14 protein-coding genes are annotated in these 13,814 nt (G+C 69.8%); 5 read left to right on the forward strand and 9 right to left on the reverse strand.

The window, feature by feature from the left end; translation table 11 throughout:
- Window positions 1-23: 23 nt before the first annotated feature.
- Window positions 24-1,142 (forward strand): acyltransferase family protein, encoded by a 1,119-nt coding sequence (locus LXM64_RS11060; protein WP_234073248.1) that lies wholly within the window; start codon window positions 24-26, stop codon window positions 1,140-1,142.
- Between the two features lie 7 nt (window positions 1,143-1,149).
- On the opposite strand, the gene efeB is transcribed toward LXM64_RS11060, so the two are convergent.
- From efeB to efeU, 3 genes are read right to left on the reverse strand one after another with little or no spacing between them, the layout of a single operon-like run.
- Window positions 1,150-2,454 carry an iron uptake transporter deferrochelatase/peroxidase subunit gene (gene efeB / locus LXM64_RS11065; RefSeq protein ID WP_234073249.1) on the reverse strand — a complete coding sequence of 435 codons (1,305 nt, stop codon included), beginning with the start codon at window positions 2,452-2,454 and terminating at the stop codon, window positions 1,150-1,152.
- A complete protein-coding gene (gene efeO, locus LXM64_RS11070) occupies window positions 2,451-3,680 on the reverse strand; it encodes an iron uptake system protein EfeO (protein WP_234073250.1) in 1,230 nt (409 codons plus the stop codon). The genes efeB and efeO overlap by 4 nt, the downstream gene beginning before the upstream one ends.
- Window positions 3,677-4,603: an iron uptake transporter permease EfeU gene (efeU, locus tag LXM64_RS11075; protein ID WP_234073251.1), complete on the reverse strand. Its 927-nt coding sequence runs from the start codon at window positions 4,601-4,603 to the stop codon at window positions 3,677-3,679. The genes efeO and efeU overlap by 4 nt, the downstream gene beginning before the upstream one ends.
- 141 nt (window positions 4,604-4,744) lie before the next feature.
- On the opposite strand from efeU, the gene LXM64_RS11080 reads away from it, so the two are divergent.
- Window positions 4,745-5,752 (forward strand): isopenicillin N synthase family dioxygenase, encoded by a 1,008-nt coding sequence (locus tag LXM64_RS11080; RefSeq protein WP_234073252.1) that lies wholly within the window; start codon window positions 4,745-4,747, stop codon window positions 5,750-5,752.
- 195 nt (window positions 5,753-5,947) lie between these two features.
- Here the strand turns inward: LXM64_RS11080 and rpsO are convergent, their stop codons facing one another.
- Window positions 5,948-6,217: a 30S ribosomal protein S15 gene (gene rpsO, locus LXM64_RS11085; RefSeq protein WP_137416542.1), complete on the reverse strand. Its 270-nt coding sequence runs from the start codon at window positions 6,215-6,217 to the stop codon at window positions 5,948-5,950.
- A 148-nt stretch (window positions 6,218-6,365) separates the two neighbouring features.
- On the opposite strand from rpsO, the gene LXM64_RS11090 reads away from it, so the two are divergent.
- The 3 genes from LXM64_RS11090 to LXM64_RS11100 all read left to right on the forward strand — a co-directional run bounded on the left by LXM64_RS11090 (window position 6,366) and on the right by LXM64_RS11100 (window position 8,892).
- On the forward strand, window positions 6,366-6,590 hold the full coding sequence (locus LXM64_RS11090; RefSeq protein WP_234073253.1) for a DUF167 domain-containing protein: 225 nt from the start codon (window positions 6,366-6,368) through the stop codon (window positions 6,588-6,590).
- Between the two features lie 65 nt (window positions 6,591-6,655).
- Window positions 6,656-7,879 carry an MFS transporter gene (locus LXM64_RS11095; RefSeq protein ID WP_234075465.1) on the forward strand — a complete coding sequence of 408 codons (1,224 nt, stop codon included), beginning with the start codon at window positions 6,656-6,658 and terminating at the stop codon, window positions 7,877-7,879.
- Window positions 7,880-7,968: 89 nt separating this feature from the next.
- Entirely contained in the window at window positions 7,969-8,892 is a 924-nt protein-coding gene (locus LXM64_RS11100) for a DMT family transporter (protein WP_267955101.1), read from the forward strand.
- Window positions 8,893-8,935: 43 nt separating this feature from the next.
- Here the strand turns inward: LXM64_RS11100 and LXM64_RS11105 are convergent, their stop codons facing one another.
- From LXM64_RS11105 to LXM64_RS11125, 5 genes are all read right to left on the reverse strand, one after another.
- Window positions 8,936-9,496 carry a YceI family protein gene (locus LXM64_RS11105; protein ID WP_137416539.1) on the reverse strand — a complete coding sequence of 187 codons (561 nt, stop codon included), beginning with the start codon at window positions 9,494-9,496 and terminating at the stop codon, window positions 8,936-8,938.
- 166 nt (window positions 9,497-9,662) lie between these two features.
- Entirely contained in the window at window positions 9,663-10,031 is a 369-nt protein-coding gene (locus tag LXM64_RS11110) for an FKBP-type peptidyl-prolyl cis-trans isomerase (RefSeq protein WP_137416538.1), read from the reverse strand.
- A gap of 151 nt (window positions 10,032-10,182) precedes the next feature.
- The gene (locus LXM64_RS11115; protein WP_234073254.1) at window positions 10,183-11,535 is read right to left on the reverse strand and encodes an NtaA/DmoA family FMN-dependent monooxygenase; all 1,353 of its coding nucleotides are present in this window, start codon (window positions 11,533-11,535) and stop codon (window positions 10,183-10,185) included.
- Complete coding sequence (gene add / locus LXM64_RS11120) at window positions 11,532-12,530, reverse strand: adenosine deaminase (RefSeq protein ID WP_234073255.1); 999 nt, start codon at window positions 12,528-12,530, stop codon at window positions 11,532-11,534. The genes LXM64_RS11115 and add overlap by 4 nt, the downstream gene beginning before the upstream one ends.
- A 74-nt stretch (window positions 12,531-12,604) precedes the next feature.
- Window positions 12,605-13,810, reverse strand: coding sequence for a PrsW family intramembrane metalloprotease (locus LXM64_RS11125; protein ID WP_234073256.1), 1,206 nt, complete (start codon window positions 13,808-13,810; stop codon window positions 12,605-12,607).
- Window positions 13,811-13,814: the final 4 nt, after the last annotated feature.

A 13,814-nucleotide genomic window follows, 5' to 3' on the forward strand; every position in this document is an offset into this window, starting at 1 on the left:
GCGCACCGGTAGGGTCGCACGCGATGAGCCTTCCGCCGACCCCCGCGCCCGCGGCGCGCCCGAAGCGCCGGGTGCCTTTCTGGGACAACGCGCGCTTCGCGTCGATCGTCCTGGTCGTGCTCGGGCACGCCACGCAGCGACTCATCTACGACTCGGATGCGGCCCTCGCGCTCTACCTCCTCGTCTACGCCTTCCACATGCCCGCCTTCGCCGTCATCTCGGGCTACTTCTCGAAGGCGGGCGTTCCCGGCAAGCGTCAGATGGCCCGCGTCGTCACCGACATCCTGCTGCCGTACCTCATCTTCGAGACGCTGTGGACGATCACCAAGTTCCTCGTCGAGGGCGCCGCGAACCCGAACCCGACGCAGCCCTCTTGGACGCTGTGGTTCCTGCTCGCACTCGGGATCTTCCGCGTCGTCCTGCCCTACCTCGCCCTTCTGCGCTGGCCACTGCTCTGGACGCTCGTCGTCTCGATCGGCGTCGGCTACCTGCCGAACATCGACTCCACACTGTCGCTGTCGCGCACGATGGGTCTCCTGTTCTTCTTCACCCTCGGCTGGTGGCTGCGCGAGCACGACGTCGTCGAGCGCTTCTCGCTGCTGGCCCGGCCGTGGTGGAGCCGTGTCGCCGCCGCGGCGGTGCTGGTGATCGCCGGTGCGGTCGCCTGGATCTTCATCGACGTCTGGCGGGCGATCGATCTGCGCACGTGGCTGTTCTACGAGGACGCCTACTCGGACCTCGGCGGCGAGCAGTGGTGGGCCGGCGGCATCCGACTCGCGCTCATGGCGATCGCACTGCTGCTGACCGCCGCCTTCCTCGCGCTCGTGCCGCGACGGGCGGCCTGGTGGACCTCGTTCGGGCAGTACACGATGTACGTGTACCTGCTGCACTCCTTCGTGCTCTACCCGTTCCGGGAGTCGGGCGTCCTGCGCGGGCTCGACCCGACCTGGTTCTGGCTGCCGGTGGTCTGCGCCGCATCCGTGCTCATCGCGTTGACACTCGCGACGGCGCCGGTGCGCCGAGTGTTCCGCCCCCTCGTCGAGCCGCGCTGGTCATGGCTGTTCGCCGACCGCACCCTGGCACGTCGCGAAGGTCACCGCAGCGACCCGACCGGTTCGCGCCGCGCCCCCGAGCGCCGCTGAAGCGCGCTCAGGCGAAGAGGTCGGCTCCGACGAACGAGCCCTCTCGGACACCGCCCGGCACGGCCCAGATCCCGGAGCCGACGTGGCGCAGGTACTCGGTCAGAAGGTCGCGCGCGAGCGCCTTCTGCAGCGTGATGAACTGCTCGGGCGAGCGCTGGTACGACAGGAAGAACAGTCCCGCCTCCAGCGCACCCCGCCCGTCGTTGCCGTCCACGAAGTTGTAGCCGCGGCGCAGGATGCGGATCCCGCCGTTGTTGTCGGGGTGGGCGAGGCTGACATGGGAGGCGCGGTCGATGCGGGCGGCGCCGGACGCATCCTTCGCGGAGAAGTCCGGTGCGGTGAATTCTTCCCCGCCCGACAGCGGCGCCCCCTCGCGCTTGTCGCGCCCGATCGTGCGTTCCTGCTCCATGAGCCGCAGACGATCCCAGGTCTCGATCGTCTGACGGATGCGGCGGGCGACGAGGTAGCTGCCGCCGGCGAGCCAGGCGGGCCCTTCATCCCCGACCCACACATGCTCGTCGAGCGCCGCGGTGTCGGTGGCGAGGATGTTGGCCGTGCCGTCCTTGAAGCCGAACAGGTTGCGGGGTGTCGACTGCGCGGCCGTCGTCTTCGACGTGCGGCCGAAGCCGAGCTGCGCCCAGCGGATGCGAGCGCGGCCGAACGCGATGCGACTGAGGTTGCGGATGGCGTGGACGGCGACCTGCGGGTCGTCGGCGCAGGCTTGGATGCACAGGTCGCCGTCGGAGTTCAGCGGGTCCAGATCATCGCCGACGAAGCGCGGCAGCGGCGCCAGCAGGTCGGGGCGACGATCGGCGATCCCGAAGCGGTCGACGCCGTTGCGCTCGAACAGCCCCGGCCCGAATCCGAAGGTGATCGTCAGCGAGCTCGCGGGAAGCCCGAGCGCCTCCCCCGTGTCGTCCGGCGGGGCCTGGGGCGAACCGCCCACCGCGCCGGAGGCGCTGACGTCGAGTCCCTGCGTCATACGCGATGCCGCGTACGACCAGTCCTGCAGCAGCGAGACCAGGTCGTCGCGCGTCAGATCGTCGTCGAGGTCGAAGGCGGCGAAGTGCAGGTGATCCTGCACCTGGGTCGTGATCCCCGCCTGGTGCTCGCCGAAGAACGCGTGGACGCCGTCCGCGTCGGCGGAGGATGCGGGGCCGGCGACCACCGTGGCGACCGCAGCCCCGCCGGCGCCGCCGATGGCGAGGCCGGCGGCGCCGGCGCCCAGCAGACCGAGCAGGCCGCGTCGGCTGAGCCCGAACGGCGGGTCGGCGGGCTCGATCTGCTGGGCGTCGGACTGCGGGTCGTTCACGAGAGGACGGTCACCGTCAGACGCGACAGCGGCTCGGCGAGCGCGTTGATCAGATCGGTCAGGGTGCGCTTGTCGGCCTCGGTCAGCGTCGAGTAGGCCGCGAAGGAGGTGTCCGCGCTGCCGTAGGTCGCCAGCTGCGCCTCGAGATCGGCGTACCCCTTGTCGATGGCCGTCACGAGCTTCTGCCCGTCCGCCCCCTTGCTCTCGGCGAAGTCGCGCACGAGCGAGTACGCCATCTTCGAGCCCTCGACGTTGGCGGCGAAGTCGTAGAGGTCGGTGCCGCTCCACCAGTCCTCCTCGCCGGAGATCTTGCCGTTGGCGACCTCGTCGAGCAGCGCGATGGCGCCGTTCGAGATGCCCGCGATGCCCTGCGCGTCGAGTGCGCTGACGAAATCGTCGGAGTGGACGTAGTCGTTGAGCTCGGCCACATCCGCCACGAGCTGGTCGGCGTGCTCCGTGCGCTGCTCGGGCGTGGAGGGCGTCCAGTCCTGCCAGGCGGGCGTGGCGCCGTCGGCGTTGAGCGCGTCCTGCGCGGGGACCCAGAGGTCCTTCTCGATGCGGTGGAATCCGGTCCAGTCCAGGCCCTCGGCGACCGCATCGACCTCGCGGTAGTCGATCTTGGGGTCGAGATCGCCCAGGGACTCGGCGACCGGCTCGATGCGCTCGTAGAACGAGCGCACCTGCGGGAAGGACGTGCGGGCGGTCTCGTCGTCGCCGGCGGTGTAGGCGGCGGTGAAGGCGGCGACGGCGGGGACGAGCTGCTCGACCTGGTCCTTCACGAAGGCGGCGTACAGGGAGACGGCCTGCTGCTTCTGCTCGGCGTCGTCGCCGGAGGCGGCGACGGCGTCACCGGTGACGGTGAAGCCCGCTCGCCCGACGCCGTCGCCGACCATGCCGGGCTTGCACAGCGTGAAGTAGTTGCCGGGCTGGGCGACCACCGTGAGTGTGCGCGAAGCGCCGGGAGCGATGTTCTCGACCTCGCCGACGATACGCAGGCCGTCCTCGGCGAGCAGATAGAACTCGCTGACCTGCGAGCCCGTGTTGGTGACGTCGAAGGCCAGGGTGCCGCTGGTGGCGGTCGCCGTGGGCAGATCGCACGCGGAGTCGCTCGCCGTGACGGCGAGGGCGTCGGAGGCGGCCACGTCGGCCTTGGCCACGCATCCGGCGAGTGCGAGCGAGGTGATGACGAGCGCTGCGGCGCCGCCGATCAGACGAGGAGCTGTCATGGGGTTCCTTGATGTGCGGGAGCGACGGCTTCTTGCGCTCGGTGGGACCGCGGGTGCGGACGCGCACCGCGGAAGAAGAGGATGCCGACCACGACGATGTAGACGCCCCACGCGATGACCTGCAGCCACGTCATCTGCGGCATGAACCCGACGGTCGCCTGCAATAGCACCGCGACGGGGCCGCCGGGGGCGATGATCGCCGACAGATCGAAGGCCCACCCGAACGGGAAGCCGGCGAGGCCCACGCCGACGACGCCGGTCACCGCATCGATCGTGGCGGCATCGGAGAACGGCCCCGGGAGCACGCCCGCCTCCTGCAGGTCGTGCACGCCGTAGGCGAGGACGCCGGCGGCGACGATGATGAGCAGGGCGCCGGTCCAGGTGAAGAACACCCGCAGGTCGAGACGGATCATGCCGCGCGAGATGAGCCCACCGAGAACGACGGCCAGGGCGAGGCCGAGGACCGCGCCGCCGAGGGCGGCGGGCGCGTCGCCGAAGGACTGCACCATCGACCACAGCAGCAGAGTGGTCTCCAGACCCTCGCGGGCGACGGAGATGAAGCCGATGACGACGATGCCCCAGAGCGCCCCGGCCGCGAGCGCCCGGTCGACGTCGCCTTCGAGGGCACGCTTGAGACCCCGGCCGGCTCGCTGCATCCAGAAGATCATCCAGGTGACCATCGCCACGGCGACCAGTGAGAGACCTCCGCCGAGGATCTCCTGCGCCTCGAAGGTCAGCGCGTAGGCGCCGAACGTGAGGACGGCGCCGACCACGAGCGAGAGCAGGACGGCGAGCCCGACGCCGATCCACAGTCGAGGGAGGACGTCCCGCCGGCCGAGGCGGGAGAGGTAGGCGGCGAGGATGCCGACGACGATGGCGGCCTCGAGGCCCTCGCGCAGACCGATCAGCAGACTCGACAGCACCGCGGCATCCTTCTTTCTGGTAAGGCTTACCTAAGCCCGGAGCGAGATTACTCCTGTTACGACCGGAGGCAAATTCCACGCCGTGCGGTAACGCTCAGCAATATTTCTCCGCGGCGCGACGCCGGGACGTACCTTCGGTGCATGAGCACGCCATCCCTTCCCGTCCTGGACTTCTCCCGCCTTTCCGACGGTCCGGATGCGGTCGCCGCGTTCCGCGACGACCTGCGCCGGGCGACGCACGAGGTGGGCTTCTTCTATCTCACCGGCACCGGCGTCGACGACCTGGCGCTGCGCCTCGAGAAGGTCGCGCGCGCCTTCTTCGCACTGCCCGAGGCCGACAAGCTGGCGATCGAGAACGTCAACAGCCCGCACTTCCGTGGATACACGCGCATCGGCGGCGAGCGCACGCAGGGCCAGGTCGACTGGCGCGAGCAGATCGACATCGGACCCGAGCGCGAGGCCGTGACCGATCCCGCCGCTCCCGACTTCGAACGCCTCACCGGCCCCAACCTCTGGCCCGAGGCTCTTCCGGAACTGCGCGAGGTCGTACAGGAATGGCACGACCGGCTGAGCGAGGTCGCGATCACGCTGCTGCGCCAGTGGGCGCTGGCGCTGGGCGCCGCGGAGGACTTCTTCGACCCGTACTTCGCGGACCCGGGCACGCTCATCAAGATCGTCCGCTACCCCGGCAGCCGCGAGCCCGAGCCGCAGCAGGGCGTCGGCGCCCACAAGGACTCCGGCGTCCTGACCCTGCTCTGGGTCGAGCCGGGCAAGGGCGGGCTGCAGGTGGAGCGCGACGGCGGATGGGTCGACGCACCCCCGGTCGACGGTGCGTTCGTCGTCAACATCGGCGAGCTCCTCGAGTACGCGACCCAGGGGTATCTCATCGCCACCAACCACCGCGTCGTCTCGCCCCGCTACCCCGAGGACCGCATCTCGGTGCCGTTCTTCTTCAACCCGGCGCTCGATGCCCAGCTGCCCCTCATCCAGCTCCCGCCCGAGCTCGCGGCACGTTCGCGGGGCGTGACCGAGGATCCCACGAACCCCATCTACGCCCGTTACGGCGAGAACGCGCTGAAGTCGCGGCTGCGCGCACACCCGGATGTGGCGGCGATCCACCACGCGGACCTCCTGGCCGCCCGCGCCTGACCCGCCCCTCCCAGCCGCGAGACTGCATCGTTCGCACGAGATCACGGGTAAACACCGTGATCTCGTGCGGGAAGTGCAGTCTCGCGGTCTTTGGGAGGGGAGGTGGTTGAGGATGCGGCGGGCATACAAAAGCGAAGGCCGCCCCACACCGTGGGGCGGCCTTCGAAGAAAGCGATATACGCGATCGCGCTGCGATCAGCGGCGCAGACCGAGACGCTCGATGAGCGAACGGTAGCGGTTGATGTCGATGTCCTGCAGGTAGCCCAGCAGGCGACGGCGCTGACCGACCATGAGGAACAGACCACGACGCGAGTGGTGGTCGTGCTTGTGCTCCTTGAGGTGCTCGGTGAGGTCCTTGATGCGCTGCGTCAGCATCGCGACCTGCACCTCGGGGGATCCGGTGTCACCGGGGTGCGTCGCGTACTCTTCGATGATCGCCTTCTTGACGTCGTTCTCGAGTGCCATAGATGGGATCCCCTTTCTCCTCGTTGCGCGGCGCCCTCCGGCTGATCCGGGGGCTCTCTTTATCCGCGGCCGATCGAACGGCAACCTCGAAAGTCTACCAGCGTTCGACACCGACCCCGACCGCTCCCGCCGCGATACGCTCGCACGCGTGCAGTTCACCGTCCGCGTCAAGCCCGGCAGCCGTCGCGGTCCCCTCGTCGAGTCGGATGCGGACGGCGCGCTGACCGTGCACGTGCGCGAGCGCGCGGTCGACGGCGCCGCCAACGCGGGGGTCATCGCAGCGCTGGCCGCGCACCTCGGCGTCCGCCGCGCGGACGTCACGATCCGCACGGGTCACGGCGCCCGCATCAAGCGCATCGAGGTCGCGGAGTGAGGACGCGGATCGCGCGCCACCTGATCGACGTGCGCCCCCTCACGACCAGCGCGCCGTACGCGCGGATGTGGATCGGCTCCACGCTCGCCGGTCTCGGCGGGCAACTGACGATCGTCGCGGTCATGCTGCACGTCTACGCCCTCACCGGCTCCGACTTCGCCGTGGCGATGGTCGCGGTGGCGGGTCTGGTTCCGATGGTCCTCGCCGGGCTGTACGGAGGGATGCTCGCCGACGCGTTCGATCGGCGCATGGTCGCCCTGGTCGCGGCCTGCATCACCTTCGCGTCCACGGCGCTGCTCGCGGCTCTGGCCTGGTCCGGCGACGAGACCGTCTGGTGGCTCTACGCGCTGAGCATCGTCAACTCCGCCGCGAACTCGGTCGTGATGGCGACCAAGTCCGCGATCACGCCGCGGCTGCTGCCGCGTGAGCTGCTGCCTGCGGCGGCCGCCCTCAACGGCGTCACCGTCGGCATCATGGTGATGGCCGGTCCTGCTCTCGCGGGCGTGCTGGTCGCCACCGCCGGCTACGCATGGACCTACTCGATCGACGTCGTGCTCATGACCTCGCTGTTCCTGGGCCTGTGGACCCTGCCGAGGCTCCGCCCGGAGGGCGCGATCGTCAGGCCCGGTCTCGACTCGCTGCGCGACGGCTGGGCATTCCTGCGCCGCGCACGCAACATCCGGATGCAGTACCTCCTGGACATCATCGCGATGACGTTCGGGCAGCCTCTCGCCCTCTTCCCCGGCATCGGCGCCGTGCTGCTGGGAGGCGGACCGGTCACGACCGGCATCCTCACCGCGGCGGTCGCGGCGGGCGCGTTCCTGTCGAGTCTGTTCTCGGGCCCGATCGGCCGCGTGCGCCGCCATGGAGTGGGCATCGAGCGCTCCATCCAGGTCTACGGCGGCGCGATCGCCGCATTCGGACTCGTGCTGGTCGCTGCGAGCCTCGGGTGGTTCGCGGGCGGGGACGTCAACGTCGTCCTGATCGCCGCCGCCTGCGCGGTGCTCGCCGTCTCGGGCGCGGCCGACAACATCAGCGCGATCTTCCGGTCGACCATGATGCAGTCCGCTGTGCCCGACGCGATGCGCGGGCGCCTGCAGGGGATCTTCGTGGTGGTCGTGGCGGGCGGCCCCCGCGTCGGAGCGCTCTACGCCGGTAGCCTCGCGACCCTCACGACGCTGTGGTTCCCGCCTCTGCTGGGCGGCATCGTCATCGTCGCGCTGGTCGGGGTGCTGGTGCGTCTCAGCCCCGGCTTCCGCGCGTACGACGCCCTCCACCCGGTGCCCTGAGCGGCGGCACGCTGCCGTTGTGCGGCGCCTTTCGGACATCGCATCCGCCGGGAGTCCGGAAGGTCCGCGGCCCTCACTAGAGTCGGTGCGTGCTCCCCGTCGCGCGCTCCGCCGCCCCGCCCCGCCAGGCGGTCATCGCCGTGCAGTTCGTGCTCACCGGCATCATCTGGGGCTCCAGTTTCCTGTTCATGAAGGTCGCGCTCGGCGGGCTCTCCCCCGCCCAGGTCGCGTGGTCGCGGCTCGTGCTCGGGGCGGTGACGCTGGGGATCTTCGTGGCCATCCGACGGGAGAGTCTTCCGAGACGGCTCGTGGTGTGGGCGCACATGTTCGTGCTGGCGCTCTCGTTCTGCGTCGTTCCGTTCCTGCTGTTCTCCTGGGCGCAGCAGCACGTCACCTCGGGGCTGGCGAGCATCTACAACGCCACAACCCCGATCATGACCGCGGTGATGGCGTGGGCCGTGTTCCGCGTCGAGAAGCTGCGCATCGTCCAGATCGCGGGGATCCTCATCGGCATCCTCGGGGTGATGGTCATCATCGCGCCCTGGCAGGGCCTCGCCCCCGATCAGAGCCTCATCGCCCAGTTCGCCATCCTCGGCGCCACGGCCTGCTACGGCTTCAGCCTCGCCTACATGCGCCGCTTCACGTCCGACAGCGGCATGAGCCCTCTGGTCTTCTCGTTCCTGAACATCGGGATCGCGGCCGTGATCATGCTCGCTCTGACGCCGCTGATCGCGCTGACGCCGGTACGACTGGATGCGCCGATCGTCATCTGCCTCGTGCTCCTCGGCTGCCTCGGCACCGGTGTCGCCTACATCTGGAACCAGAACGTCCTCCGCGCCTGGGGTCCGACACGCGCCTCGACCGTCACCTACATCACGCCCGTCGTGGGCGTCGTCCTCGGCGCCATCGTGCTCGGCGAGACGGTGTCGTGGAACGAGCCCGCCGGCGCCCTCGTCGTCTTCCTGGGCATCCTCCTCGCGCAGGACCGACTGCGGCGCCGAGCCCGGACATGACGAAGGGGACGGACGCGGCTGCATCCGTCCCCTTCGTGTGCGATCAGGCCGCGACCGTGCCCTGCAGGTCGAGCTCGATCGTGACGTCCTTGCCGACGAGCACGCCGCCGGTCTCGAGCGCGGCGTTCCAGGTGAGGCCGAACTCCTCGCGGTTGATGACGGTCTTGGCCGTGGCGCCGGCCTTGTAGTTGCCCCACGGGTCGGTGCCGAAGCCGCCGAACTCGAGCTCGAACGTGACGGGCTTGGTGACGTCCTTGATGGTCAGGTCGCCGTCCACCAGGAAGTCGCCCTTCTCGTAACGCACGCCCGTCGAGACGAAGGTCATCGTGGGGTAGTTCTCGACGTCGAAGAAGTCGGCCGAACGCAGGTGGCCGTCGCGGCCCTCGTCCTTGGTGTCGATGGAGGCCACGTCCACCGTGGCCTCGACCTTCGCCTCGAGCGGGTTCTCCGGAGCGATGATCGTGGCGCTCTTCACACCGAAGGTGCCGCGCACCTTCGAGATCATCATGTGACGCACCGCGAAGGTGACCTCGCTGTGTGAGGCGTCCAGCGTCCAGGTGCCGGCCTTGTATCCGGGGATCTCGATTACGTTCGTGTCGGTCATGTTCGCTCCAAAACCAGGGCCGCGCGTTTCGCGGCGTCGAGTCCAGTCAACCGCATCCCCCGGGAACGTATTCCCTTGAATGCAAAATTCTGACGAGAGTCTTAAGAACTTCCGGTGGCCCCACGGGGAAGGGCCCCGGATTCCCGGGGCCTTTCCAGAGGTCGTGTCAGCCGACCTTCAGCAGGTCGATGATGAAGATGAGCGTCTTGCCCCCAAGGAAGTGACCGCCGGCGGGGCCGTACGCCAGGTGCGGCGGGATCACGAGCTCGCGGCGACCGCCGACCTTCATGCCCGGAATGCCGTCCTGCCAGCCCTGGATGAGGCCGCGCAGCGGGAACTGGATGCTCTCGCCACGTCCCCAGGAGGAGTCGAACTCTTCGCCGGACTCGTACTCGACGCCGGCGTAGTGCACCGTGACGTTGTCGCCCGGCTTCGCCTCTTCGCCGTCTCCGACGATGATGTCGCGGATGACGAGCTCGGTGGGAGCGGGTCCTGCGGGAGCGTCGAACTCGGGCTTCGTGCGGTTGTCAGTCATGTCTCCATCCAAGCACGTCGAGGCCGCCCGCGAGGCGCGGCCGAGCCTCTTGACAGCACCCGGCGAGGGGTGGATCCTGACATCAGAACAACTCAGCGCTCGGGAGTCACGCAGGCATCGCCGCGGCACCGGGCGCTGAGTCTTTCCCACCTCACCCCAGACGGGCTCCCGGGCGCTCCCGCATCCGCTCGCGCAGCGTCGGGCCGGCAGGCGCGGCCAGTCGGCCTCTCTCGCGAAGGCGTGGCAGCACCAGCTCCCCGAACGCCTCGACGTCGCGCGTTCCGAAGACCGGCTCGAAGAGGAAGCCGTCGAGCCCCGTCCGATCAGCGAGCTCGTCGACGCGGTCGGCGACGTGATCGGCATCCCCCACGATCCGGAACCCACGTGTGCCCTTGCCGCGGAGGTCGTCGAGGATCTGTCGAACGGTCGGCGCCGGCGAACCGTCGCGACCGAGGAAGCGCTCGATGTTGCTCGTGCCCATCTGACCGACGATGCCGCCGGCGGCCACGACCTCCGCCAGGGTCTTGTCGGGATCGAGCGTGAGCAGATCGATGCCGGTGTTGCCGGCGTACAGCGCCGCCACGACCTCGTCCGACTGCATGCCGTGGAACTCGCGCCAGAGCTGCTCGGCACCGGCCTGCGTCTCGTCCACGATCGCGGTGAGCCCGGCCATGATGCGGATGTCGTCGGGATCGCGTCCCGCCTCGGCGGCGCGGCGGCGGATGTCGGCGACGGCCGCCGCCGTGTGCTCGGGCGTCGTGGCCTGCACGAACACGCCCTCGGCATGGGAGGCCGCGAGCGCGCGACCCTTCGGAGAGGTTCCGGCCTGGAAGATCACGGGGGTGCGCTGCGGCGACGGCGGGGCACCGAAGTAGCCGCGCGAGCGGTAGTGGGCGCCCTCGAACTGGGTGCGATGGATGCGGGACGGGTCGATGTAGACGCCGGAGGCCGCATCCGCCACGAGCGCGTCGTCGTCCCAGGACTGCTCCCAGTAGCTGCGGGCGAGGGACACGTACTCCTCCGCCATCTCGTATCGCGTGTCGTGCGCCACCATCTCCGGGTGTCCGAAGAGCTCGGCGACGGCGTTCTGCGAGGCACCCGTGACCACGTTCCAGCCGATGCGCCCCCGCGTGAGGTGATCGAGGGTGCTGAAACGGCGCGCCAACGGCAGGGGATGATCCATTCCCGTCGTGGCCGTCACGACGAATCCCAGCGTCTCCGTCTCTCGGGCGAGGATCGGGATGATGGTCGACGGATCGAGACCTGAGAAGTTGATGGCCGCGGACAGACAGGCCGCACTGATGTCGCCGTTCTGCATCGGATAGCCGAAGCCGTCGGCGAAGAAGAGGAAGTCGTACCCGGTGCGGTCCATGATCTTCGCCATGCGCACCCAGCGGTCGGGGTCGAGGTAGTCCGCGGCGTCGCACAGCGGGTGCGCCCAGCTGTAGGTACCGCCGACCTGCGGGGCGTAGACCTCGAAGACGCCGAAGTGGAGATCGGTCACAGCGCCTCCCCCAGCCATGCCTCGATGTCGGCCTTCGCGCGGGCCTTGAGAGCGTCGCCCGCCAGCGTGGTCTCGATCGAGCTCCACGCGCACGCGGCGAGCTGCCGGTCCGTCAGGCCGATCTGCTCGCGTGCGACGACGTACTCGTCGAGGATCCCGGGACCGAACAGGATCGGATCGTCCGCGTTGATGGAGCACCGCACTCCGGCATCCAGCAGCTGCGGCAGCGGGTGGCGGGCGAGGTCGTCGACGACATCCAGCAGCAGATTGGAGGTGGGGCAGGTGTCGAGGCAGATCCCGCGCCGTGCCAGCTCGGCCACGAGCGCCGGATCCTCGATCGCCCGCACTCCGTGCAGCACCCGCGAGGCGCCCAGGTCGTCGATGGCCTGCCACACCGACTCCGGGCCCACCAGCTCGCCCGCGTGGGGGGCGGACTGGAGACCTGCGGCACGGGCGATGTCGAACGCGGGAGCGAAGTCGGCGGCGGGATAGCCCCGCTCCTCGTTCGCGAGCCCGAGGGACACGACACCGCGATCGGCGCGTGCCGCTGCCGCGTTCGCGAGCGCGATCGCCTCGTCGAGGGGCTCGGTGCGATCGACCGTGACCATGAGCCCCACCTCGACGCCGTGACGCTCGCCCGCGATGCGAACGGCGTCGAGGTGTGCGTCCAGCGCCGCTTCCACGGTCCCGAAGGTCTCGAGATAGAACTGGGGACTCACGCCGAACTCGACGTAGACCGCGCCGTCGGATGCCGCATCCGCCACGGCCTCGTCGATCAACCGCACGAGATTCTCCGGGTGCGCAAGGACCGCGAGCAGCCCCTGGTACATGTCCGCGAACGCCGTGAAGCCGGAGAAGCCGGACACCGGCGGGATCTCGACCGACATCTCCTCGGCGAGCTCGGCGAGCGTCGCGGGCCTCATGGCCGCCTCGAGATGGACGTGGAGATGCCCCTTGGGGAGGGCGGCGAGATCGCGAAGGGCCGAGTCGGCCATGGACGCTCCTGACGTCGAGTGAACTGGTCGGTTCACGATAGCGACGCGGTGTTTCGCTCAGATGACGCCCCGGGTCAGAGCGCGAACAGGGCGGCGCGGGCGGCGACTGTGCGCTGCAGCAGCGCGCTCTCTTCCGCGCTCGCGCGCGGGTCTCGTCCGCTGATCGCGCGCTGTCGTGCCGCCGCCAATGCGGTCGCATCCGCGATGAAGGTGCGCATGATCGGCACGCGGTTGCCGGTGAGCGTCCGCGCCCAGGCGAGAGCGGTACGGCGCCCGGCTGCGGTCGCGAGCATGTCGACCTCCTGCGGAGTGAACCAGCCGACGGCCGCGTACTCCCCCAGTCGTGCCCGCGTCAGGCGCGCCTCCTCGCGCCGCAGGAGCACGATGGCGACGACGAAGATCACGAAGAGCGGAACCTGGAGCACGGCGTACAGGGCGAAGAAATCACCCAGGAGGGCGGAGCCGTTCCACAGCGCGTGCAGGGCGATGGCGCCGACGAGCCCCAGGAGCCAGGGCCCGAGCGCGCCGCCGAGTCGGACGCCGCGGCGAGCGGCGAGGCCCAGCGCGAAACCGGTGACCGCGGTGAACATGACGTGGGCGAAGGGCGAGAGGATGCCCCGCACGAAGAACGTGGCGGAGGCCTGCGTGAACCCGCCCTCGATGAAGGCGCTCGCGAAGTACTGGATGTTCTCGGTGAAGGCGAATCCCGCACCGATCAGCCCGCCGTACACGATGCCGTCCACCGGCCCGTCGAAGAAACGTCGGGCGGCGGCGAAGATCAGGAGCACGCCGAGGCCCTTGCCGATCTCTTCGACGATCGGCGCCTGCACGACCGACTGCAGCAGGAGCGCGAGCTGCGTGTCGCCGCGACCGAACGTCAGCAGCAGCACGAGATCGACACCCAGGGCCAGTGCCACCGCGGCGATGGCTCCCCAGCCGAGCGCGAGGATGACGAGCCCCTTCGGCTCCGGCTCCCAGCGGTCCACGATGCGCAGAGCCCACAGCACGCCCGCCAGCGGCAGTAGCGCGAGGACCGCCCCCAGAAGCGAGGCGACCGGACCGATCGCCTCCAGGAAGTAGCCGACCAGCACCACCAGCAGGACGACGAGCAGCGCACCGACCCAGATGTAGAGCCCCCACGCGCGGCGGACCGGTGCGCCGACCGGCGGCTGTGACGTCGCGGGTGCCGCGATCGGCGCCGGAGCGGCGTGCACCGGCTGCGCCAGCGCGGAATCGAAGGCCGGCGGGGTGAGAGTCGGGCGGCCGTCGGGGGTCGTCATTCCC

The sequence above is a fragment of the Microbacterium binotii genome (assembly GCF_021398715.1).
Taxonomy (GTDB): domain Bacteria; phylum Actinomycetota; class Actinomycetes; order Actinomycetales; family Microbacteriaceae; genus Microbacterium; species Microbacterium binotii_A.

Bases quoted from the DNA above. Each gene is read 5' to 3' on its own strand.
- LXM64_RS11060 (WP_234073248.1), top strand. From the start codon at position 24: ATGAGCCTTCCGCCGACCCCCGCGCCCGCGGCGCGCCCGAAGCGCCGG.
- efeO (WP_234073250.1), bottom strand. From the start codon at position 3,680: ATGACAGCTCCTCGTCTGATCGGCGGCGCCGCAGCGCTCGTCATCACC.
- LXM64_RS11080 (WP_234073252.1), top strand. From the start codon at position 4,745: ATGAGCACGCCATCCCTTCCCGTCCTGGACTTCTCCCGCCTTTCCGAC.
- rpsO (WP_137416542.1), bottom strand. From the start codon at position 6,217: ATGGCACTCGAGAACGACGTCAAGAAGGCGATCATCGAAGAGTACGCG.
- LXM64_RS11095 (WP_234075465.1), top strand. From the start codon at position 6,656: ATGTGGATCGGCTCCACGCTCGCCGGTCTCGGCGGGCAACTGACGATC.
- LXM64_RS11105 (WP_137416539.1), bottom strand. From the start codon at position 9,496: ATGACCGACACGAACGTAATCGAGATCCCCGGATACAAGGCCGGCACC.
- LXM64_RS11110 (WP_137416538.1), bottom strand. From the start codon at position 10,031: ATGACTGACAACCGCACGAAGCCCGAGTTCGACGCTCCCGCAGGACCC.
- add (WP_234073255.1), bottom strand. From the start codon at position 12,530: ATGGCCGACTCGGCCCTTCGCGATCTCGCCGCCCTCCCCAAGGGGCAT.
- LXM64_RS11125 (WP_234073256.1), bottom strand. From the start codon at position 13,810: ATGACGACCCCCGACGGCCGCCCGACTCTCACCCCGCCGGCCTTCGAT.